The organism is Algihabitans albus (assembly GCF_003572205.1).
GTDB lineage: Bacteria > Pseudomonadota > Alphaproteobacteria > Kiloniellales > DSM-21159 > Algihabitans > Algihabitans albus.
The window spans coordinates 813,903-835,046 of the sequence record NZ_QXNY01000004.1; the positions used below are offsets into that span (position 1 = coordinate 813,903).

A 21,144-nucleotide genomic window follows, 5' to 3' on the forward strand; every position below is an offset into this window, starting at 1 on the left:
GCTTTCAGGCCGATTTACGGGCGCCCGGCGACCCGACAATCGGCCCGGACAGTTTGGCGGCTCGCTTCAACTCGTGCGGTGCGGGTTGAACCGCGGCGGGCTCCACCTTGGGCCGTCCGACCCGCCGGTCCGCTTCGGCGGTCAGGCCGTTGAGCTGCGCTTCCAGTTGCAGGCGGGCATCCTCTAGGGCGGCTTGGTCCGCGTCGGCGGGGACCGAGATCGGGGTGCCCCAAAGCAGCAGGCCCCGACCGAAGGGGAGTACCAGGCAGAAGCGGTCCCAGGTCCCGAGCAGCCGGGTCCGGCTGGCGGCCCCGCTGATCGGCAGGATTGGGACGCCGGCGCGGCGTGCTGCCGAGATGGCGCCGGCCTTGGCCCGCATGCGCGGGCCTTTCGGTCCGTCCGGAGTGATGCCGACGGCCGAGCCGTTCCGCAGTCTCCGGCCCATCTCTCGCAGGGCCGTCAGCCCACCCCGGCGACTCGAGCCGGAAATCGTCGAGAAGCCGAGATGCTGCATGCCCCTGGCGATCAATTGACCGTCGGCATGTTCGGAAATCAGCATGTGGAAGTCCCGAGGCCGCCCTGGCCAGGCCGCGCGCATCATGATCATCCGGCCGTGCCAGAAAGCGGCGATGAAGGGGCCTTCCGCCTCCAGCAGGGCTTGGGTCTCTTCCGGAACCTCCTGTCGCCAGCGGGTCGTGCGGTGAACCAGTTTCAAGTAGAAGCCGGCCGTGCGCGCTGCCAGACGCCGGGTCATCGACCATTTGCCCACGCGTTTCAGCCAGCTCATTCCGCCACCGCCTGCGAGATATCTCCCGCGCGCTCCGGGGTCAGGCTGTCGGAATCGGTTTCCGCGAACTGCAGATGGTAGAGCTTGGCATAGGCGCCTTCCGCGGCCAGCAGCTCCGCATGGGTGCCACGCTCCACCACGCGACCGGCCTCGAGGACATAGATGACGTCTGCGTCGATCACCGTCGAGAGGCGGTGCGCGATCACGATGGTCGTGCGTCCCGTCATCAATTCGCTGAGTGCCTGCTGAACGTGGCGCTCGCTCTCGGTGTCGAGCGCGCTGGTGGCTTCGTCGAGCAGCAGGATCGGCGCGTTCTTCAGCATCGCGCGGGCGATCGCGATGCGTTGACGCTGACCGCCGGACAGTTTGACGCCACGCGGTCCGACCTGGGTGTCGTAGCCTTGCGGCAGCGCCAGGATGAAATCGTGCGCGCCGGCGTGACGGGCCGCCCGTTCGACCTCCTGGGGGTCCGGTGTTTCTTGACCGTAGGCGATGTTGGCCCGGACACTGTCGTCGAAGAGCATGATATCCTGGCTGACCAAAGCGACCTGCCGGCGCAGACTGCCGAGATCGACGTTGCGCAGATCCTGCCCGTCGATCGTGACGCGGCCAGAGGTCGGATCGTAGAAACGCGGAATCAGGTTCAGCACCGAAGTCTTGCCCGAGCCTGAGGGGCCGACCAGCGCCACCGTCCGGCCGGCAGGGGCTTCCAGGCTGACGGCTTGCAGGGCGCTGCCGCCGCCGCTGCCGGCATAACTGAAGTCGACGTCTTCCAGCCGGACTTCGCCCTCCGTGACCTGCAGGACGGGCGCCGCCGGGATGCTGACCACCTCCGGCTGGCGGTCCATCAGATCGAAGATGCGCGCCGCTGCCGCCAGACCTTCCTGCAGATTGGCATTCAGTTTTGCCAAGCGTTTGAGCGGTTCGTAGGCAAGCAGGGCCGCGGCGATGAAGGCGGTGAAGGACCCGGGGTCCGAGGTGCCGGCGATCACCTGACTGCCGCCGTAGACGATCACGGCGACGATCGCCAGACCGCCGAAAACCTCGATCAGGGGGTTGGCGAGGTTGCGCACCTGCGCGCCCTTGAGCTGTAGGCGCAGCACCTCGTCGATGCTCTGCTTCGCACGTTCGACCTCCATGGGCTCCGTTACGTAGGATTTCACGTGCCGGATGCCTTGGAAGTTTTCGTCCAACAGGGTCGCGAGCTGTCCGGTTTCCTGCTGGGTCGACCCACTGATCTTGCGCATCCGGCGGCCGAGGCGAATGATCGGCCAGACGCAGAGCGGCAGAACCACCAGTGCCAGCAGCGCCAGGACCCAGTCCTGGTAGAACATTCCGATGCCCAGCGCCAAGGCCGTCAGGACATCGCGGCCGATGCCGACGACCGTGTTGGACACGGCGTTGCGCATCAGGCCGATGTCGTGGATGAAGCGGCTGACCAGAACGCCCGGCGCCGTCTCGGTGAAGAAGGCCAGGTCGTTGGCCATGACACGGCGGAAGAGGTCGCGTTGCAGGTCCGCAACGATCGACAGTCCGACCTTGGCCATCAGCACGGCCTGGACGTAGGTGGCGATCCCCTTGACCGCGAAGACGGCGAAGGCCGCGATGGCAATCGGCCAGAGCAGCGAGGCTTCGGCGTCGACCAGGATGCGGTTGATGATGGGGTCGAGCAGCTGCGGCATGGCGCCGGTGGCGATCGCCATGACGGCCATCGCGCCGACAGCCAGCCCGATGGTGCCCCGGTAGGGCTTGACGTAGCCCGCAAGCACCCGTCGGGCCAGGGGCCAGGTTTGCGCGTCGAGCTTTAGACGACGCTTGTCGGCAGCCGCGGCTGCGGCGCTCGATGTGGACACTCTGCTCAAGAAGCTATCCGGTACAATTACGTCAGCAACTTAGGACGGGGAATGCCCTTTGCCCACCGCCAACGCAAGGATACTGGGCCAACACAAGGGTACTGGCACGACCTTAACATTCGTTCTTATACCCGGACAGTGAGGAAGGTCTAAGGCGCTGCGGCGTTTTAAGTACGGCTGGACAGGAGCTTGAGTCCGGCAAACGCGCAGAAAGACGCCGATGACCGCCAGGATGTTCGGCCCAGGGCTGGCGATTGCCAGCAGAAAGGCCGAGTAGGCAAGCAGGATGCTCGGCAGGTAGATGACGAGGTCGGTCATGTGGCAGCCCTCTGCGCGAAGACGAATGCTGTGCGAGGAAAGACAGTCTGCGGTCAGAAATGTTCCTGAATTGTTCTATATATCCACAAGGAAAACAAGCTTTTTGGAGAAGGACTGCGGATCGCTTATCGTCTCGATCACCGGCAGTTGCCGGGAAGCCCGCAGCGAACTTCGACGCGGCGATGCCTTGAGGAGCCCGTCCCTTGATGTACGAGGAATTCAACGCTTTTTGCCGCGCCTTGCCGGCGACGACGCATGTGGTTCAGTGGGGCGGCGCGGATGTCTGGAAAGTCGGCGGGAAGGTCTTTGCCATTGGCGGCTGGAGCCACGGAGACGCCCGCTTCGTCTTCAAGGTGACCGAGCTCTCCTTCGAAATTCTGAAGGATCAGCCGGGCCTGCGCCCGGCGCCTTATCTTGCCTCACGCGGCCTGACCTGGATCCAGCACTACGCGGAGCCGGGCCTGTCGGACGATGACTTGAAGCAGTATCTGCGCCACTCTCACCGCCTCGTCTCGCTGGGCCTATCGAAGAAGAGGCAGCGAGACCTGGGGCTCTTGGAGGCGTGAGCGCACCGCAGGCATCAGAGGCCGGGCGGGCCTCGAACCTGAGCTAGGCAGCTTCCGCCGTTTCTTCGCCGAAGGGCTGCAGGTTTTGCAGGAACTGCTCGGCGCAGGCCTTCCAGGAGAATTTGAGAGCGTGGCTGCGGCAGCGTTCCGGCGGGATCGCAAGCGCCCGTTCGATGGCGTAAGGCAAGTTGTCGTCCAGTACGCCGATGCCATGACCGTCGACGACGTCGAGCGGGCCGGGAACGGGGAAAGCGGCAATCGGCAGGCCGGTCGCGGCCGCTTCCAACAGCACCACGCCGAAGGTGTCGGTTTTGCTCGGGAAGACGAAGACGTCGGCGCTGGCGTAGTGGCGCGCCAACTCGTCCCCGTGCTTGACGCCGGTGAATAGCGTGTCGGGGTAGCGGCGCTGGAGCTCCGACAGCATCGGACCGTCGCCCACCACCACTTTGGTGCCGACCGGCAGGTCGAGTTTCAGGAAGGCTTCGATATTTTTTTCGACGGCAACTCGACCCACGTAGAGGTAGACCGGCTTGGGCAGGTCCAGCGCCGGATCCTCGCGCGGACGGAAGAGATCGGTATCGACGCCGCGCGACCATTGCCGGACGTTGCCGAAGCCGCGCTGTTCCAGTTCCTGCTTCAGTCCCGCAGTCGCGACCATGATGCCGCTGGAGGCACCGTGGAAGCGGCGCATCGCGGCGTAGCCCCAGGAGGTCGGGACGGGCAGGCGTGCCGAGAGGTACTCGGGAAAGCGGGTATGGTAGCTGGTGGTGAAGCGCACAGGCCGTCGCAGACAATAGCTGCGGGCCGCCCAGCCGAGCGGGCCCTCGGTGGCGATGTGAATCGCCTCGGGCCGGTAGGCATCGAGCCTGGCGCCGACCTTGCGGGCCGGCAGCACCGCCAGGCGAATCTCCGGATAGGTCGGGCAGGGGAAAGTCCGGAAGAGGTCGGGGGAGATCACCTCGACCTCGTGACCCAGGGCCAAGACCTCCTCGCGCACGCGGCTGAGGGTCCGGACCACGCCGTTGACTTGCGGGAACCAGGCGTCGCTGACCAGTGCGATGCGCATCAGGCTGCGGCGACCTTCCGGTCGCGCTCCCGGCCGAGCTCCTGGGCGGCGTCCGGCGGCGCCAGCAGCGCCAGCTCGTCTTGCTGCGGGAGCAGGGAAAGGTTGCGCTCCTCCACCCAATGGACGATCTCCAGCCGACCGTCCTCGTGCTCGACGCAGGCGGTGCAACTCTCCACCCAATCGCCGTCGTTGACGTAGAGGATGCCGTCGATGTCTCGCTTTTCGGCGTGGTGGATGTGGCCGCAGATCACGCCGTCGACGCCACGGCGGCGCGCCTCTTCCGTCACCGCCTGTTCATAGTTGTCGATGAACTGGACGGCGTTCTTGACCCGCTTCTTCAGATAGGCCGAGAGTGACCAGTAGCCGAAGCCCAGCATCCGGCGGAGGCGGTTGAACCAAGTGTTCAGCCAGAGCATCCAGTTGTAGGCCCAGTCGCCCAGAAGGGCGAGCCACTTGGCGTACTTGACCACGCCGTCGAAGGCGTCGCCGTGGATGACCAGCATCTTCTTGCCGTCCGCGGTTTCGTGGATGTGGTCGTTGCAGACCTCGACGCCGCCGAAGTGCGCGCCGGTGTAGTTGCGCAGAGCTTCGTCGTGATTGCCGGCCAGATAGATGACCTTGGTGCCCTTGCGCGCCTTGCGCAGCAGTTTCTGCACCACGTCGTTGTGCGCCTGAGGCCAGTACCAGGTCCGCTTCAGACGCCAGCCGTCGAATATGTCGCCGACGAGGAAGAGGTATTCGGACTCCGTGCAACGCAGAAAATCGAGCAGGTATTCTGCCTGACATCCGCGCGTACCCAAATGAATGTCAGAAATGAAAATCGCTCTATAGCGTTTTTGATCGACCATTCCGTGCATCACGAGCCCTCGTCTTGTCGAGTCGGCCGTTGTCTGCTTTAACGGCGCGCGCGGAATTCCTATTGCTGTTCCAGGGCGTATATCAATATATGGACGAAGCCGTCCATTGCTACGCAACATCTTCCATGAAAATTCACGCGACGGTAACTCAATTGAAATGTCTTAAACTGCGCCAAACGATAGAGATCCAAATAAATGTCAATACTTGGCGCGACAGTGATCGATAGAGCTTCTAAACTTGGCAGCGAGGGGCGGGACAGCGGACAAGCCTTACCTCATACCGCCGCGATCCGCCGCGTTCAGGTGATTTTCAATCCCACTGCCGGAGGGGCGAAACGGCAGAAGTACCACGCTGTGCTGGATCGTCTGTTGCAGGCCGGCGTCGAGGTGGACGAGCGCCCGACGGGCCGTCGCGGCGACGCCGAGGCCTTTGCGGCGGAGCTGGAGCGCGGTGCCTGCGACCGTCTTGTCGTAGCCGGCGGCGACGGAACGATCAACGAGGCGATCAACGGCCTGGGGCAGAACCGCGCCGGCGGCGCGACCACACCGCTGGCGCTACTTCCGCTGGGTACGGCCAACGTGCTGGCCCTGGAAATCGGTCTTTCGACCTCCAGCGCCAAGGTGGCCCGCGCGATCCTCGAAGGCCCGGTGCATCCGGTGACGCTGGGCGAAGCCAACGGCCGACGCTTCACGCTGATGGCCGGGGTCGGTTTCGACGCCCACGTCGTCGCGCAGGTCAGCAAGGGCATGAAGCGCCGGCTCGGCAAGGGCGCCTACATCTACCAGACGATGCGCCAGATCGGCCGTTTCGACTTTCCCAGCTACAACGTCCGCATCGACGGTGTCGAAGAGACGGTGGCTTCGGCCGTGGTGGCCAACGCCAGATACTACGGTGGCCGCTTCGTCATGGCGCCGGAAGCGCAGTTGCAGAGTGGCACGCTGGAAGTCTGCCTGTTCGATACGCCGGGCCGTGCAGCGGCGCTGAAGTATGCGGCGGCTCTGGCCTTGGGGCTGTTGCCCCGTCTTTCGGATTTTCGGATCGTGACCGGCCGCCAGATCCGTATCCAGGGTCCGGTCGAGGATCCGGTTCAGGGCGACGGTGACATCGTCGCCGCTCTGCCCGCCGAAGTCCGCGTCTTGCCGGATGCCCTCAATCTGGTCTTTCCGTCAAGCCGACGTTAGGGTCTCCGAATGGTTCGGCGTGCCGCGAAGATTCTTCAGCTCTACAACCATCCGCTGTCCTTCATGTGTCAGATCGTGCGGCTCTGCCTTGTCGAGAAAGGCCTGTCCTGGCGCCGGACGACGGTCGATATCGGCCCGGGACTCGAGGCCTTCGACCCTTGGTTCGTCAAGCTCAACCCGGCGATGGAGCTACCGGTTCTGTGCGATCGAGAGCGTGTGGTGACGGGCACGGAGGCGATCTGCCGCTATCTGGACGGGGCCTTCGACGGCCCGCTGCTCGACCATCGCGGCGAGGCGCAGGCCTGGATCGATCTGGTCGACCGACTGCCGGTTGCGCTGCTGACCGCGGCGCGCTTTCCGCGCCTGGCCTTGCGCCACCTGCGGCGGCAGTTCCATCGCCTCGAGGACCGGGCGGCGGTCAATCCGGACTTGGCGGGTCTTTACAACGCAAAGGCAATCGAGATCGATCGTTTGGCCCGGGATCTCTCGAGTCCCGACCGCATCGTTGCGGTCGAGCGTCAACTGGAGGTGACCCTCGACCGCGCCGAAGCGGCGCTCGCCCATCGCCCGTTTCTGACGGGCGAACACTTCACCCTGGCGGATGTCTTCTGGGCGGTCTTGCTGGCGCGCCTTGCACTGCTCGGTCACGGTCGCCTTTGGGCAGAGGGCCGGCGTCCTGGCCTGGCAGCCTATTGGGCGCGGCTGCAAGTCCGCCCGAGCCTGACTCAAGCCGGCGTGCGGAGTCGCCTTTCGCCTCGCGACATCGCCTGGATCGCTCTGCGCAGCCGCTGGTCCGGCTTTCTCCGCTTGGTCTTCGCCTCTGCCCTGGCTGTCGCCGGCGTCTTGCTCTGGAAGGCTTACGCCTAGAGATGGAGAGGAGGCGCCGGACCGCGTCTTCGACCCGTTACTCCGCCGCTTTGGCCGGTGCGCCGTCGATGATCAGGCCGAGCGGGCTGGCGCTGACGGTCACCGTCTGGCCGTCGGCGATTCTGCCCGCCAGGATCAACTCCGACAGCGGGTTCTGCAGCTCGCGCTGGATCACCCGCTTCAGCGGGCGGGCCCCATAGACCGGGTCGTAGCCGGTATCACCCAGCCAGCGCTTGGCCGCCTCGTCGAGCCGTAGCTCGATCTTGCGGTCGGCCAGCAACGTCTCCAGCCGGCCGAGCTGGATATCGACGATCCCGGTCATCTGCTCGCGCGTCAGCCGGTGGAACAGCAGCGTGTCGTCCAGCCGATTGAGGAACTCCGGCCGGAAGGCGCTGCGCACCACCGCCATCACCTGTTCGCGCACTTCGTCGCTGTCGTGACCCGGCTCCAGGTCAGCCAGAACTTCGGAGCCGAGGTTGGAGGTCATCACGATCAAGGTGTTGCGGAAGTCTACGGTGCGGCCCTGGCCGTCGGTCAGGCGGCCGTCGTCGAGCACCTGCAGCAGCACGTTGAAGACATCCGGATGGGCCTTCTCGACCTCGTCGAAGAGGATCACCTGGTAGGGCCGGCGGCGCACCGCTTCGGTCAGGGCTCCGCCTTCCTCGTAGCCGACGTAGCCCGGCGGCGCGCCGATCATGCGCGCGACCGCGTGTTTCTCCATGTACTCCGACATGTCGAGGCGGACCATGGCCTGCTCGTCGTCGAACAGGAAGGCCGCGAGAGCCTTGGTCAGTTCGGTCTTGCCGACGCCGGTGGGTCCGAGGAAGAGGAAGGAGCCGATCGGCCGGTTCGGGTCCTGCAGTCCGGCGCGGGCGCGGCGAACGGCCTGCGAGACGGCCGCCACGGCCTCCTCCTGGCCGATTACCCGGCGGCGTAGCACCTCTTCCATACGCAGCAGCTTCTCGCGCTCGCCCTCAAGCATCTTGTCGACCGGTACGCCGGTCCAACGTGAAACCACGGCTGCGACCTGTTCGTCGCTGACCTGCTCGTTGAGCATATGGCTTTCCTGCGCCTGCTCGGCCTCGGTCAAGCGTTGTTCAAGATCGGGAATCACGCCGTAGTGCAGTTCGGCCGCGCGGTCCAGGCGGCCTTCGCGCTGGGCGATCTCCATCTCGCCGCGCGCCTGGTCGAGCCGTTCCTTGATCTTCTGTGCGTCGGCCAGCTTGTCTTTTTCGGCCTGCCACTGCGCCGTCAGTTCAGCGGAGCGCTGCTCCTGGTCGGCCAGCTCCTGCTCCAGCTTTTCCAGACGATCCTTCGAGGCTTGGTCGGACTCCTTGTTCAGCGCGGCCTGCTCGATCTTGAGCTGAACGATACGGCGATCCAGCTCGTCGATCTCTTCCGGTTTGGAGTCGACCTCCATGCGCAAGCGGCTGGAGGCCTCGTCGATCAGGTCGATGGCCTTGTCCGGCAGGAAGCGGTCGGTGATGTAGCGGTTCGAGAGGGTCGCGGCCGAGACGATGGCGCTGTCGGTGATCCGGACGGCATGGTGCAGCTCGTACTTCTCCTTCAGACCGCGCAGGATGGAGATGGTGTCCTCCACCGTCGGCTCGGAGACGAAGACCGGCTGGAACCGGCGGGCCAGCGCGGCGTCCTTCTCCACATGCTTGCGGTATTCGTCCAGAGTGGTCGCGCCGACGCAGTGCAGGTCGCCGCGCGCCAGCGCCGGCTTCAGCATGTTGGAGGCGTCCATCGCGCCCTCGGCCTTGCCGGCCCCGACCAGGGTGTGCATCTCGTCGATGAAGACGACGATCTCGCCTTCCGCCGCCGCGATCTCCTGCAGCACGGCCTTCAGGCGCTCCTCGAACTCTCCGCGGAACTTCGCGCCGGCCACCATGGCGCCGAGGTCCAGGGCCATCAGCTTCTTGTTGCGCAGGGTCTCCGGTACGTCGCCGTTGACGATGCGCTGTGCCAGGCCCTCGATGATGGCGGTCTTGCCGACGCCCGGCTCACCGATCAGTACCGGATTGTTCTTGGTACGGCGCGAAAGCACCTGAATGGTGCGGCGAATTTCCTCGTCGCGGCCGATGACCGGGTCGAGCTTGCCTTCGCGGGCCGCTTCGGTCAGGTCGCGGGCGTACTTCTTGAGGGCGTCATAGCCCTCCTCCGCGCTGGCGCTGTCGGCGGTGCGGCCCTTGCGGACCTGCTCGATCGCCTGATTGAGCGACTGCGGCGATACACCGGCGTCCCCCAAGGCCTTGGCGGCGGCGCTTCCGCTTGCCATGGCGAGCGCCAGCAACAGGCGCTCGGCGGTAACGTAGGAATCGCCCGCCTTCTCGGCGATCTGCTCGGCTTGCTCGAACAGACGGGCCAGTTCAGGCGCCAGATAGACCTGTCCGGCTCCGCCGCCCTCCACCTGCGGCAGCTTGTTCAACTCCGCTTCGGTCGCGGTCAGCGCTTGCTTGGGGTCGCCCCCGGCGGCGCGGATCAGGTTGGCGGCCAAGCCTTCCTTGTCGTCCAGCAACACCTTCAAAAGGTGCTCCGGCGTCAGGCGCTGATGGTTGCTGCGCAGCGCCAGTGTCTGCGCGGCCTGAACGAAACCGCGCGAGCGGTCGGTATACTTCTCGAAGTCCATTCTCTTCTGCCCTCTCCGTTCACGGCTCATGTTGAGCCCGCGATCGACGATGCCGTTCGATAGTCTCTCGCTCTCCGTCAGACCCCAAGAGGCCCTAAGATTAGCGGCGCCTCCCGGAGGGACCTTTGATGTGCGTCACGCGCATCTCCGGTTTCCTGACGGATATGGTGTGTTGCGGAAATGACACAAGGGTTGGAGATCCCTCGGACCAGACCGGCACGTAAGGCGGTCGCGTCACGAAAAGGTGTCTGGGTATGAGGCACTGGCCGCCCCACCTCAAAGTATGGACGCGTCAACCGAAACGCATTGGGCGAGGGATGTCGCTGCAGCCTTGCTGCCAGTCTTGCCGTTTCCCAACCGGAGGCTTTCGCAGGATGCCTGCCTCGATCACCCGTCGCTCCCTGCTCACCGGAATGACCCTGGCCGGTCCGCTGGCCGCGTTCCCTCAAACAGTCCAAGCGGCGCCCAATCCCGAGCTCTGGGAGCACTGGAACTATTACGATCCACGCACTTTGGCGCGGATCGACCACGGGGACTTCGGCCGCCTGCTCCAGATCTATCTGAAAACGCAGCCGATCACCGGCGGTGTCGACAGCCTGTTCCACTATGGTGCCGTGACACCCGGCGACCGCGCCGCGCTCGACGGCTATGTCGCCCGGCTGAGCGACGTGCCGATCACCCAGTATCCGCGCAGCGAGCAACTGGCCTACTGGGTCAATCTCTACAATGCACTGGTGCTGCAGCAGGTCCTCAAGGTCTATCCGGTCGCCTCGGTCCGCGACGTCGATCTGTCGGGAGCGTTCTTCACCGGTGGACCCTGGGCGGAAAAGCTGGTGACGGTCGAACACCGGGCCGTTTCCCTGAATGACATCGAGCACCGCATTCTGCGGCCGATCTGGCGCGATCCCCGCCTGCACTACGTGCTGAACTGTGCGGCGATAGGGTGTCCCCATCTCGCAGCGGACGCGTTGGACGCCCGGCGGCTCGAGGATCAGCTGGAGTCCGCCGCGACGGCCTTCGTGAATCATCCGCGCAGCCTGCAGATGCGCTTCAACGGTCTGCGGGTCTCAAGCATCTATGTCTGGTACGGTCGCGACTTCGGGTATGGCCGCAGCGCCGTGCTGGAGCATCTGCGCCGCTACGCCAGGGGTGCGCGCGCCGCCTTGCTGACCGAATTGGACGATTGGGCCAGTCACGATTACGACTGGCGCCTCAACGACTACGCTCCACTCCAGGGATGACCGCCATGACCGTCACGCGCCGGGGATTTCTCGGTTTCGCTTGCGCGGCCGCTGTTGGTATCGGAACCGCGCCGCCGGCCGCCGCCGCGCCGGCCTCGGATCTCTGGCCACGCTGGTTGCCGCACGTCTCTGGCGCCGATCGGCAAGTCGATCACGCTGCCTGGGACGCACTTCTGGCGCGCTATGCTCGTTCCGATGGCGACGGGATCGTGCGTGTGGCTTACGCGGCGGTCACGGCCGAGGATCGGGGCGCGCTCAGGCGATACCTGGATGACTTGGCGAGCGAAGCGGTGTCCCAGTTGGATCGTCCTGAGCAGTTCGCCTACTGGGTCAATCTTTACAATGCGCTGACCGTCGAGACCGTGCTGGCGCACTATCCGGTGGACTCGATCCGCGACATCGATATCTCGCCCGGACTGTTCAGCTCCGGTCCCTGGGGCGCAAAGCTGATCGAGGTGGAGGCCACTGCGCTCTCCCTTGACGATATCGAACACCGCATTCTGCGGCCGATCTGGAATCGGGATCCGCTGATCCACTACGCGGTGAACTGCGCCGCGCTCGGCTGCCCGAACCTTCAGCCGCGGGCCTTCCGGGCCGCGACCGCCCGTGCGACCCTCGACGCGGCGGCCCGTGCTTTCGTCAATCATCCGCGCGGCGCCGCCTTTTCCAACGGCGGTCTGGTCGTCTCCAGCATTTACCGCTGGTTCCGCGAAGATTTCGGCGACAGCGAGGCAGGTGTGATCGCGCACCTGCGCGACTATGCGGAGCCCGAACTGGCGGGCCGTCTGGCCGGAGTCACCGGCATTTTCGATCACCGCTACGACTGGACGCTAAACGCCCCGATCTCGGCGACCGGTTAAATGCCGGCGGCGGACTCGGCGCGTTCAGATCGCCGCAACCGCCTCGATCTCGACCTGCCAGTCGGGTTGGGCAAGGAAGGGCACGCCCACCAGCGTGGAGGCGGGCCGGGCGCCCGCCAGCAGTTCGTCCCGGGTTTTTCGGAACGCAGGCGTCAACTCGGGTCTGGTGATGTAGCCGACCACCTTCACCAGGTGCTGGGGGCCGAGTCCGGCGCCCTCCAGTACAGCCAGCAGGTTCACCCAGGCCTGTCGCATCTGGTCTTCGCCGCTGTTCGGCAGGCTGCCGTCGAGCCGAACGCCGACCTGACCCGAGACGTGAAAGCTGCGCCGCCCGGCCGAAATTTCGACCATCGGGCTGTAGGTGGAAAAGGGCTTCGGCGCGCCCGTCGGGCTGTAGCAAGGATGAAGGGTCTCGACCATTGGAGGCTCCTGCCTGTCACGCGAAAAAGATTCTGCTTTCTTCGCAGCGTTAAGGTCTCGTTAAGATTTCAGGGATTAACCTTTTCCGACTAGCCCTTCCCCAAGAGGTTAGTTCTCACGTCGAGAGCGAACGTTACCCGAAGAGCCGCGGCCCCCAACCGCGGCTCTTTTCATGGTTCGCCGCACCCCGACCGTCACCAGGACGTCGCGGACCGCTCAGCTGCGGCGGCGCCAGAGATACATCAGGGCGATCACGATTAGAGTACCGAGCAGCGCCGGTGCCACGCCCATCTTGAGGGCGAAGAGCAGGCTGTCGGGCGAGCCGGGCCGAACGTGGGACCCGATGAAGGCCAGAATGCAGAGCAGATAGGCCACGACTCCGACCTTCGGCAGCCACTCCTTCAGCCAGTCCTTGTCCTCGGGGCTCATTCCAGTCCCCCAAAAGGGCTTGTTTCCGCGGTCAATACTCGAACTCTCGGAACAGCGGGGCGAGGTCTCCGTTCCAGCGGCCGCGGTAGGTTTCGAGCTTGCGTTCCGCGGGGCTCAGGCCCGATTCGACGATCTCTCGCAGCGTGTTGAGGAAGTGAACCTCGCTCTCGCCTGCCGAATCGAGCCGCTCTCTGGATTTCAGGCCCTGCGCCGACGCGTCCAGCATGCGCTGGGCCAGATCCCGTAGCACGCCGCCTCCCGGAGCCTCGGTGGCGAGGCCCAAGCGCGGCACCTCGTCGCGCAGGCGCTGATGGTCCTCAGCCGTCCAGCCGGCAATCAACTCCTCGGCGGCCGTCAGGGAGTCCGCGTCGTAGAGCAAACCCACCCAAAGCGCGGGAAGGGCGCAAAGCCGCTTCCACGGGCCGCCGTCGGCCCCGCGCATCTCCAGGAACCGCTTGAGCCGCACTTCTGGGAACAGGGTGGTCAGATGGTCGGCCCAATCGCTCTCGGAGGGCGTCTCACCGGGCAGGGCCGGCAGACGGCCGGCCATAAAGTCGCGGAAGGACTGGCCCGAGGCGTCGAGATAGCGACCCTCGCGGTAGACGAAGTACATCGGCACGTCGAGCGCGTAGTCGACGTAGCGCTCGAAGCTCATGCCGTCTTCGAAAACGAACTGCGGCACGCCGGTCCGGTCGGGATCGGTGTCGGTCCAGATATGGCTGCGATAGCTCAGGAAGCCGCTCGGCCGGCCTTCGACGAAGGGTGAATTGGCGAAGAGGGCGGTGGCGACGGGTTGCAGGGCGAGCGAGACCCGGAATTTGCGCACCATGTCGGATTCCGAGGCGAAATCCAGATTGGTCTGAACCGTGCAGCTGCGCAGCATCATGTCGAGCCCGAGCTTGCCGCGCTTCGGCATGTAGGACTTCATGATCTCGTAGCGGTTCTTGGGCATCCAGGGCATGTCCGCCCGCGTCCAGGTCGGGGCGAAACCCAGGCCGATCATGCCGACGCCGACCGGTCCGCAGATCTCCTTCACCTGATGGAGGTGGGTATGCACCTCGTCGCAGGTCTGGTGGATCGTCTCCAGCGGCGCGCCGGAGAGCTCGACCTGCCCGCCGGGCTCCAGCGTGATGTTGCAGCCGTTCTTGGTCAGCGCGATCGGCTTGCCGTTCTCCGCGATCGCAGACCAGCCGAAACGCTCGGCCAGCGCCTCGAGAATACGGCGAATCGACTTCGCGCCGCCGGTCGGATCTTCGTAGGGCAGAGGCTTTAGGGTCTGCTGATCGAAGGCGAACTTCTCGTGTTCCGTCCCGATGCGCCAATCGTCCGCCGCCTTGCAGCCGGCTTCCAAGTATTCGACAAGCTGCGCCTTGCACTCGATCGGCGCACCCTTCTCCTGCGGCGGTGCGGACATGTTCGTCCTTTTTGCTGATTCCGGCTTTTCGCCGACTCCGGCCGATGCCCCGACCTCTCCCTCCGGGCACAAGAAGCCATGCCGATGGAGGGGTCAAGCGGAGATACGACCGCTCACCTTTGCGCTCCGGTCAAAGATCGCTTCGGACCTCGGGATGGTGCCGCCAGTCGCCGAGCCAGGCTTGCCAGCAGGTCAAGGCGGCGATGCCGGCGGTGTCGGCGCGCAGAATGCGCGGACCGAGTCCAACGAAACGTGCGCGCGGCAAACGCGAGAGCGCCGCGAATTCGTGATCGGCAAAGCCGCCCTCCGGGCCGATCAGAACGGCCCAGGGCTGCTCGACGAGCCCCGCGGTCCGCGCGTCGGCGAGCGAGTCCGCAATCGGGGCTGCGTCGCGGCGCTCCGCGCAGACCAGCAGGTGGCGCTCTGCCGGCCAGGCTGCGATCAGCTTGTCGAGGTCGTGCGGCGTTCGCACCTGCGGCACTGACAGGCGTTCGCACTGCTCCGCCGCTTCCCGGGCGTTGGCGGCCAGCCTGTCGGTGTTGACCCGATCCATGGCGGTGAAGCGGGTCATCGCCGGGTGCAGTTCGGAGCAGCCGAGCTCGGTCGCCTTCTCGATCAGAAAGTCGATCCGCCCGCGCTTGATCGGCGCGAAGACCAGCCAGAGATCGGGTTCGGCGACCTGGACCCGGCGCTGGTCGCCGATGGCCAGCGAGGCCCAGCCTTTCCCGAGACCCTCCAGGACCGCCGACCATTCGCCGTGGCGCCCGTTGAACAGCGCAACGCGGGCGCCGGCCTTCAGCCGCAGAACGGTGCGTAGGAAGTGCGCGCGGCCTTGATCGAGGCCGATGATCTGACCGTTCGCCAGGTCGTCTTCGACATACAGGCGCGTGGCCACCTTATCTCGTACCATCGTTTCTCTCGTTTCGCGTTGTTGGGATCGCATGGCTCGATCACAATCGGTCTTCCAGATCCGCAGCCGTTACTCTCGGGCCGTGTCTTTCGGTCTGTCTTTCATTGTGTCTGCGACCACAGACGTCCAAGGTTAGGCCATGGCCGGATCGCAGCAAACAACCGCCAAACGCAGTGACATTCCCCGGGACTCCTGGGTCGACCGCCATGCGCCCGAGGCCTGGCGGCCCTACCTGCGGCTGGCGCGGGCCGACCGGCCGATCGGGACCTGGCTGCTGCTTTGGCCCTGCTGGTGGTCGATTGCTTTGGCGACGGCTTGGCAGGACCAGGCACTCGACCTTCCTCTGCTGCTGCTCTTCGGTCTCGGCGCCCTCGTGATGCGCGCGGCCGGCTGTACGGTCAACGACCTGCTCGACCGCAGGATCGATGCCAAGGTGGCGCGGACGGCCAGCCGCCCCATCGCCAGCGGCCAGATCTCGGTGCTGCAGGCGCTTGTCTTTCTCGCCGTGCTGCTGGGACTGGGACTCGCCATTCTGCTGCAGCTCTCGCAGACTGCGATTCTCCTGGGCCTGGCCTCCCTGCTGCTGGTCTTTCCCTACCCGCTGATGAAGCGCATCACCTACTGGCCGCAGGCTTGGCTGGGCCTGACCTTCAACTGGGGGGCTCTGATGGGCTGGGCGGCCGTGACTGGCTCGATCGCCTGGCCGGCGCTGTTGCTCTACGTGGCCGGCTTTTTCTGGACGCTCGGCTACGACACGATCTACGCCCATCAGGACAAGGAGGACGATGCCCTGATCGGCGTCAGGTCTTCCGCCTTGCGGCTGGGCAACGAAAGCCGACCCTGGCTTGCCGGTTTTTATGCCGTCGCAGTCCTGCTTCTGATCGTCGCAGGATGGAGCGCCGAGGCCGCCTGGCCGTATTTCCTGGGCGTTGCCGCGATGGCGGGCCATTTCGTCTGGCAGATCGTCACTTTGGATATAGACGATCCCCGCAATTGCCTGGTGCGCTTCAAGTCCAACCGCGATGCGGGTGCGCTGTTTCTCGCCGGTATTCTTCTGGCCGGACCGCTGTAGATCGCCCCAACTTCGCTTCTGCGGTCGGGTGAGCGCCCCGCCCGTCTCGGGGCGTAGCTATTTGCCGTATTTACGTTTAAACCGACCGGCGACCTACCTGGTGAGGGCGAATCGAGCGTTCGAGGACAATCGCTTTCGCATTTCGGTCGTCTGATGGGTCGGAAAATACCGCAAAAGTTGATTACGCTGGGAAATTTCGCGCTTTCTTAGCAAATCATCTATAGTCACTAAGGAATCTGCGGCCTGTCCGCCTCTTAGGCGCGTAAAGATGGATATCGCCCCGCTACGTTTGGATACGCAAGTCCCGCCCCGCTCTGACGAAGAGATCAGTGCGATCGTTGCGCATTGGGATCAGTTGCGCGGCCCCTCAAGCTTGCCGAAATCGGGAACGATCGATCCTCTCGAGCTGAAGCCTTTTCTGTCGCGCGTCTTCATCATCGACGGCTCCACCATCGACGAGATGTACCTCCGTCTCGCCGGTACGAGTTATCGCGATCTTTACGGCTTCGAGATCACGGGCAAGAAGCTCACGGAGCTGATTCCAGCGACCCAGCGACCGGATCTTCTGGAGGACTACGAATCCTGTCTGTCGCGGGCGGCGCCGGTCTACCATTCCGGGTCCATGACCTGGCGCGCGAACGGGGGGCAAGTCCGCTACGAGCGGGTCCTCTTGCCCTTCGGCGAGGCACGGCAAGTCGACCGTATTCTGGGATTCGCCGTCTTCTTCGACAGCAACGACCGTAAGATCCTCCGATAGCCCGCGTCGGTTCCGGGTCGGTCCGTCAGTCGCCTTGGGACGAGAGGGGCTCGAAATCCGTGAGATCGGCGGCCAGTGCCGAGGCGCGTAGGCTCGCGATGAGCCTGCTGCGACGTACGCCGTCGTCGATGTTGGACAGAATATGGCTGTCCAGGTCTTCGGCCGGCCTGTGAGTGTCACGCACCAAGGCCAGCGCCGTGGTTTGGGAGATCGCCTCGTGCCGCCGACCCTCGGCCCGAACGGCGGCGAGGCCGAGCGGCGCGCCGTCGCCGCGGGTCAGGCTTCCGTGGTCGCTGAGATAGGTCGGGAGGCTGTCGAGGGATCGCCGTGGTCCGCTGTCCGCCTCGAAACGCCGGGCCAGGCAGCCGTAGCGGTAGTTCAGGCCTTCGGTTTCATGCATGCGCCCGAGCTGACCTTCGGTCAGCCAGGTGATTGCGATCCTGACCCGACACCCAGGCACCGACCGAAGCGTCGAGGCGATGGCTCCGTAGCGCGTGACATGGGCCGAGTAGACCACGTCCGACTCCTGTAGCCAGCCCGCCGTGACGGGGATATCGGATTCCAGCCCGGGCTGACCGGCGAACTTTCGCGCCAACTGCATCGGCGCCCGATTGGAGCCGTGCGCGAGCACGGGCGTCCGTCCGCTGAAGTCGGCCTCGGAAATGGGATGCAGGGTAGGTGCGAGGCCGGTGGCACGCCAAAGGAAGCAGCCGTCTGGCGCTTCGAAAGGGTAGCTTTTGGCCAAGGCCAGACGGGCCACGGCATCGCGGGGGAGTTCAAAGGGCATCGAAGGCTCCGCGGACGCAGACCGCCGGCGCCCCGCTATCGGAGCGGCCGTCGGATCCGGCCAGCCGCGACGACGTCAGTCCGTGCAGGGCGGCGGTAGATCGGGATCGCCCTGCTCGATGCGGTAGCGCGTGTGGGCGTCGTCCACCGTCTGCCAGGCGCGCCGGGACCATTCCTGCTTCGCGTCCTGATAGCTTTGGAAGGGACCGATCCACTCTTCGGCGCCGCACATCGGCTTTTGGAACTTCGTGTCGCGATACTCGCCGCCGACGACCCAATACTGTTGCATGGCTGTTTCGCACCTTCGTCTAAGCAAGGCGGATGACTAAAAGCTTAGGTCTTGCACCTAGTAGACATCATCCTGACCTGCAACGTCTAATCCGGAATGCCCTAAAACTTTCCAAAGCCCGACTGGGCGATTTGGCGTTTCAGGAGCTGCGGGGGATGGCCGGGGCCTGGAGCCTCTCTCGAAGCGCAGGCCGACCTAGTGCCATCGAAAAAACTGACGGAAATGGTTCTCCAACGCTCCGGCGACCGTGGCGCGCCAGCGCTTCGGCACGTTCTTGATCGTGCCGTTGGCCGCCCAGATCCGTCCGGTTTTGAGGTCCGCCCAGCCGCCGAATGCGAAGTCGCGCTTGTCGCGGCCGCGCAGGATGGTCTCGTGACCGGAGTTGGAGACGAGGAGCTCCCAGCCGGTCTCGGAGAAGCAGAAAGCGATTCGGCTGCGGTGTTGAATCGGGCCGGCGACTTCGCGCACCAGAATGTCCTGCGGTGCCGGAACGGGGGCTTCGTCGTCACGCGAATACACAGCAGAAACGCCAAGGTTGCCGAGGTCACGAATCGATGTGGAGGGCGGGCCGGCCTCTTGCAAGACCGTGGACGGCGGGCCGGGAGGGGGAGCCCCGCCGTCCGAACACGTCGGGTGGAGGAGGACGGTTGCCGCGACGTGTTGAAAGGTCTGTGCCGGGTATCTTCGCTTTGGCGGATCCTTTCGCACTGGATGTGATGAAGAGCGTCATGCCCAGACAACGATCTCGATCGGATTTTATTCCACGTCGCATTGCCGCTCGGCTGCGGCGCGGTCATCTTGCCCTTATCTGAAGCGCTCGCGGGTCGAAGTTCGGGGAGAGAAACGGGGCATGCCCTACAGGTCGTTGCGTGAGTTCATGGAGCAGCTTGAGAGTCGTGGCCGGCTGCTGCGCGTCAAGCATCCGGTCTCTCCCGTTCTGGAGATGACCGAGATTCAAACGCGCCTGCTGGCGGAGGGCGGACCGGCGGTGCTGTTCGAGACGGTGGACAACGGCCGGGGTCGCCGCTGGGACATGCCCGTTCTGGTCAATCTCTTCGGTACGGTGGAGCGGGTCGCCTGGGGCATGGAGCGCGAGCCGGCGCAGCTGCGCGAGGTCGGCGAGACGCTGGCCTTTCTGCGCCAGCCCGAGCCGCCCGGCGGCTTTCGCGAGGCCTGGAACATGCTGCCCCTGCTGAAGACCGTCGTGGCGATGAAGCCCAAGACGGTCGGTCGCGCGCCCTGTCAGGAGGTCGTGCTGCAGGGCGACGAGATCGACTTGAGCGACCTGCCGGTGCAGACCTGCTGGCCGGGCGAGCCGGCGCCTTTGATCACCTGGCCGCTGGTGGTCACCCAGGGTCCCAATCCGAAGGGGGACAAGGCCGACGCCTTCAATCTCGGCATCTACCGCATGCAGGTGACCGGCCGGAACACCACGCTGATGCGCTGGCTGAAGCACCGTGGCGGGGCGCAGCATCACGCGCGCTGGAAGAAGACCAAGAGCGAGCCGCTGCCGGCCGCGGCCGTGTTGGGGGCCGATCCCGGCACGATTCTGGCCGCCGTGACTCCGGTCCCCGATACCCTCAGCGAGTATCAGTTTGCAGGGCTGCTGCGCGGCCGGCGGGTCGAGCTGGTCGATTGCAAGACAGTGCCGCTCAAGGTTCCGGCCGAGGCCGAGATCGTGATCGAAGGCTACGTCAGTCTGGAGGACTACGGCGACGAGGGTCCCTACGGAGACCACACCGGCTACTACAACGCCGTGGAACCCTTTCCCGTCTTCACCGTCACCGCCATCACGCGCCGCGAGAAGCCGATCTACCTCTCCACCTTCACCGGCCGTCCGCCGGACGAGCCTTCGGTTCTGGGCGAAGCGCTCAACGAGGTCTTCATACCGCTGCTGCGGCAGCAGTTTCCGGAGATCCGCGATTTCTGGCTGCCGCCCGAGGGCTGCAGCTACCGTATCGCCGTGATCTCCATGAAAAAGGCCTACCCCGGCCATGCCAAGCGGGTCATGCTCGGCGCCTGGAGTTATCTGCGGCAGTTCATGTACACCAAGTGGCTGATCGTGGTGGACGACGACGTGGACGCCCGCGACTGGAAGGATGTGATGTGGGCGATCTCGACCAAGATGGACCCCGCGCGGGACGCTACGATCCTCGAGAACACGCCAATCGACTATCTCGACTTCGCAAGCCCAGACTCCGGCTTGGGCTCCAAGATCGGTCTCGACGCCACCGACAAGTGGCCGCCGGAAACGAAGCGCGACTGGGGCGACGTGATCCGCATGGACCAGGACGTCATAGATCGCGTCGACCGTCTCTGGCCCGACCTGGGCTTGCCGGGTTCGGGCAGGGCGATCTGGAAGTAGCCCGATCCCGGCCCGATGGTCGGGACCGCGCAGAAAAGCCGTGGGGTTCGATATGAGCGAAACTGCACCCGAGGAGCCGGATCGAGACGGCAACTCCGTCCTGCCCGCGCAGGGCCATTCCGATGAATCGACGACCCCCGCCGTGGTGGTCTATGCGCTCTATCTTGGCGCTCTCGTCTCCGGCATCACGCTTCTGATCGGCGTGGTGGTCGCCTATGTGAATCGCGGCAAGTCGTCGGGCTGGCTGGAGAGCCACTTCCGCTTCCAGGTGCGAACCTTCTGGATCTTTCTGCTCGGCTGCCTCGTTGGCGCGCTGTTGGCCATCGTGATCATCGGGTGGCTGCTGCTACTCTTCCTGTGGGTCTGGCTGATCGTCCGCTGCGTCAAAGGCATTCAGGCCGTCAGCCGGAACGAACCTTACCCCAATCCGGAAACCTGGCTCTGGTAGTGCATGGCTGGAGCGGATCGGTTCC

At 65.0% G+C, this 21,144-nt stretch carries 21 protein-coding genes; 9 read left to right on the top strand and 12 right to left on the bottom strand.

All coding sequences use genetic code 11. The features are described 5' to 3' along the window. Positions 1 to 4: 4 nt before the first annotated feature. Together DBZ32_RS13920 and DBZ32_RS13925 are read right to left on the bottom strand one after the other, a co-directional pair. Complete coding sequence (locus DBZ32_RS13920) at positions 5 to 787, bottom strand: lysophospholipid acyltransferase family protein (protein WP_235830194.1); 783 nt, start codon at positions 785 to 787, stop codon at positions 5 to 7. Continuing rightward, entirely contained in the window at positions 784 to 2,640 is a 1,857-nt protein-coding gene (locus DBZ32_RS13925) for an ABC transporter ATP-binding protein (protein ID WP_235830207.1), read from the bottom strand. Before DBZ32_RS13925 ends, DBZ32_RS13920 begins: the two co-directional genes overlap by 4 nt. Positions 2,641 to 3,164: 524 nt before the next feature. Here DBZ32_RS13925 and DBZ32_RS13935 point away from each other — a divergent pair. After that, a complete protein-coding gene (locus tag DBZ32_RS13935; RefSeq protein WP_235830195.1) occupies positions 3,165 to 3,524 on the top strand; it encodes an MmcQ/YjbR family DNA-binding protein in 360 nt (119 codons plus the stop codon). Between the two features lie 43 nt (positions 3,525 to 3,567). Here the strand turns inward: DBZ32_RS13935 and DBZ32_RS13940 are convergent, their stop codons facing one another. Next, positions 3,568 to 4,590 carry a glycosyltransferase family 4 protein gene (locus DBZ32_RS13940; RefSeq protein WP_119167710.1) on the bottom strand — a complete coding sequence of 341 codons (1,023 nt, stop codon included), beginning with the start codon at positions 4,588 to 4,590 and terminating at the stop codon, positions 3,568 to 3,570. Then, the gene (locus DBZ32_RS13945) at positions 4,590 to 5,438 is read right to left on the bottom strand and encodes a UDP-2,3-diacylglucosamine diphosphatase (protein WP_407923497.1); all 849 of its coding nucleotides are present in this window, start codon (positions 5,436 to 5,438) and stop codon (positions 4,590 to 4,592) included. Before DBZ32_RS13945 ends, DBZ32_RS13940 begins: the two co-directional genes overlap by 1 nt. Positions 5,439 to 5,642: 204 nt before the next feature. On the opposite strand from DBZ32_RS13945, the gene DBZ32_RS13950 reads away from it, so the two are divergent. Together DBZ32_RS13950 and DBZ32_RS13955 are read left to right on the top strand one after the other, a co-directional pair. After that, the gene (locus tag DBZ32_RS13950) at positions 5,643 to 6,629 is read left to right on the top strand and encodes a diacylglycerol/lipid kinase family protein (RefSeq protein ID WP_119167712.1); all 987 of its coding nucleotides are present in this window, start codon (positions 5,643 to 5,645) and stop codon (positions 6,627 to 6,629) included. A gap of 9 nt (positions 6,630 to 6,638) precedes the next feature. Further along, entirely contained in the window at positions 6,639 to 7,496 is an 858-nt protein-coding gene (locus DBZ32_RS13955) for a glutathione S-transferase family protein (RefSeq protein WP_119167713.1), read from the top strand. Positions 7,497 to 7,533: 37 nt separating this feature from the next. On the opposite strand, the gene clpB is transcribed toward DBZ32_RS13955, so the two are convergent. Further along, positions 7,534 to 10,128 carry an ATP-dependent chaperone ClpB gene (gene clpB / locus DBZ32_RS13960; protein ID WP_119167714.1) on the bottom strand — a complete coding sequence of 865 codons (2,595 nt, stop codon included), beginning with the start codon at positions 10,126 to 10,128 and terminating at the stop codon, positions 7,534 to 7,536. Positions 10,129 to 10,502: 374 nt separating this feature from the next. Between clpB and DBZ32_RS13965 the strand changes: the two genes are divergently transcribed. Then, positions 10,503 to 11,369, top strand: coding sequence for a DUF547 domain-containing protein (locus DBZ32_RS13965; RefSeq protein WP_162906755.1), 867 nt, complete (start codon positions 10,503 to 10,505; stop codon positions 11,367 to 11,369). 5 nt (positions 11,370 to 11,374) lie between these two features. Continuing rightward, the gene (locus DBZ32_RS13970; RefSeq protein ID WP_119167831.1) at positions 11,375 to 12,229 is read left to right on the top strand and encodes a DUF547 domain-containing protein; all 855 of its coding nucleotides are present in this window, start codon (positions 11,375 to 11,377) and stop codon (positions 12,227 to 12,229) included. Between the two features lie 24 nt (positions 12,230 to 12,253). Here the strand turns inward: DBZ32_RS13970 and DBZ32_RS13975 are convergent, their stop codons facing one another. The 4 genes from DBZ32_RS13975 to DBZ32_RS13990 all read right to left on the bottom strand — a co-directional run bounded on the left by DBZ32_RS13975 (position 12,254) and on the right by DBZ32_RS13990 (position 15,402). Continuing rightward, on the bottom strand, positions 12,254 to 12,649 hold the full coding sequence (locus DBZ32_RS13975; RefSeq protein ID WP_119167716.1) for a RidA family protein: 396 nt from the start codon (positions 12,647 to 12,649) through the stop codon (positions 12,254 to 12,256). Positions 12,650 to 12,865: 216 nt separating this feature from the next. After that, positions 12,866 to 13,078 carry a hypothetical protein gene (locus tag DBZ32_RS13980; protein ID WP_119167717.1) on the bottom strand — a complete coding sequence of 71 codons (213 nt, stop codon included), beginning with the start codon at positions 13,076 to 13,078 and terminating at the stop codon, positions 12,866 to 12,868. 31 nt (positions 13,079 to 13,109) lie between these two features. Then, on the bottom strand, positions 13,110 to 14,492 hold the full coding sequence (locus DBZ32_RS13985; protein WP_119167718.1) for a glutamate--cysteine ligase: 1,383 nt from the start codon (positions 14,490 to 14,492) through the stop codon (positions 13,110 to 13,112). A 130-nt stretch (positions 14,493 to 14,622) separates the two neighbouring features. Further along, a complete protein-coding gene (locus DBZ32_RS13990) occupies positions 14,623 to 15,402 on the bottom strand; it encodes a 16S rRNA (uracil(1498)-N(3))-methyltransferase (RefSeq protein WP_119167719.1) in 780 nt (259 codons plus the stop codon). A gap of 139 nt (positions 15,403 to 15,541) precedes the next feature. On the opposite strand from DBZ32_RS13990, the gene ubiA reads away from it, so the two are divergent. Next, positions 15,542 to 16,474 (top strand): 4-hydroxybenzoate octaprenyltransferase, encoded by a 933-nt coding sequence (gene ubiA, locus DBZ32_RS13995; protein WP_119167720.1) that lies wholly within the window; start codon positions 15,542 to 15,544, stop codon positions 16,472 to 16,474. A 268-nt stretch (positions 16,475 to 16,742) separates the two neighbouring features. Beyond that, positions 16,743 to 17,231, top strand: coding sequence for a PAS domain-containing protein (locus tag DBZ32_RS14000; protein ID WP_119167721.1), 489 nt, complete (start codon positions 16,743 to 16,745; stop codon positions 17,229 to 17,231). Positions 17,232 to 17,256: 25 nt separating this feature from the next. On the opposite strand, the gene DBZ32_RS14005 is transcribed toward DBZ32_RS14000, so the two are convergent. From DBZ32_RS14005 to DBZ32_RS14015, 3 genes are all read right to left on the bottom strand, one after another. After that, the gene (locus DBZ32_RS14005; protein ID WP_119167722.1) at positions 17,257 to 18,018 is read right to left on the bottom strand and encodes a hypothetical protein; all 762 of its coding nucleotides are present in this window, start codon (positions 18,016 to 18,018) and stop codon (positions 17,257 to 17,259) included. Positions 18,019 to 18,093: 75 nt separating this feature from the next. Next, entirely contained in the window at positions 18,094 to 18,306 is a 213-nt protein-coding gene (locus DBZ32_RS14010) for a DUF4170 domain-containing protein (protein ID WP_119167723.1), read from the bottom strand. A gap of 195 nt (positions 18,307 to 18,501) precedes the next feature. Next, positions 18,502 to 18,825: a hypothetical protein gene (locus DBZ32_RS14015; RefSeq protein ID WP_119167724.1), complete on the bottom strand. Its 324-nt coding sequence runs from the start codon at positions 18,823 to 18,825 to the stop codon at positions 18,502 to 18,504. Between the two features lie 331 nt (positions 18,826 to 19,156). On the opposite strand from DBZ32_RS14015, the gene DBZ32_RS14020 reads away from it, so the two are divergent. Together DBZ32_RS14020 and DBZ32_RS14025 are read left to right on the top strand one after the other, a co-directional pair. Continuing rightward, positions 19,157 to 20,671: a UbiD family decarboxylase gene (locus DBZ32_RS14020; RefSeq protein ID WP_119167725.1), complete on the top strand. Its 1,515-nt coding sequence runs from the start codon at positions 19,157 to 19,159 to the stop codon at positions 20,669 to 20,671. 52 nt (positions 20,672 to 20,723) lie between these two features. Next, positions 20,724 to 21,119, top strand: a complete 396-nt coding sequence (locus tag DBZ32_RS14025; RefSeq protein ID WP_208539221.1) for a DUF4870 family protein — start codon at positions 20,724 to 20,726, stop codon at positions 21,117 to 21,119. Positions 21,120 to 21,144 lie beyond the last annotated feature (25 nt).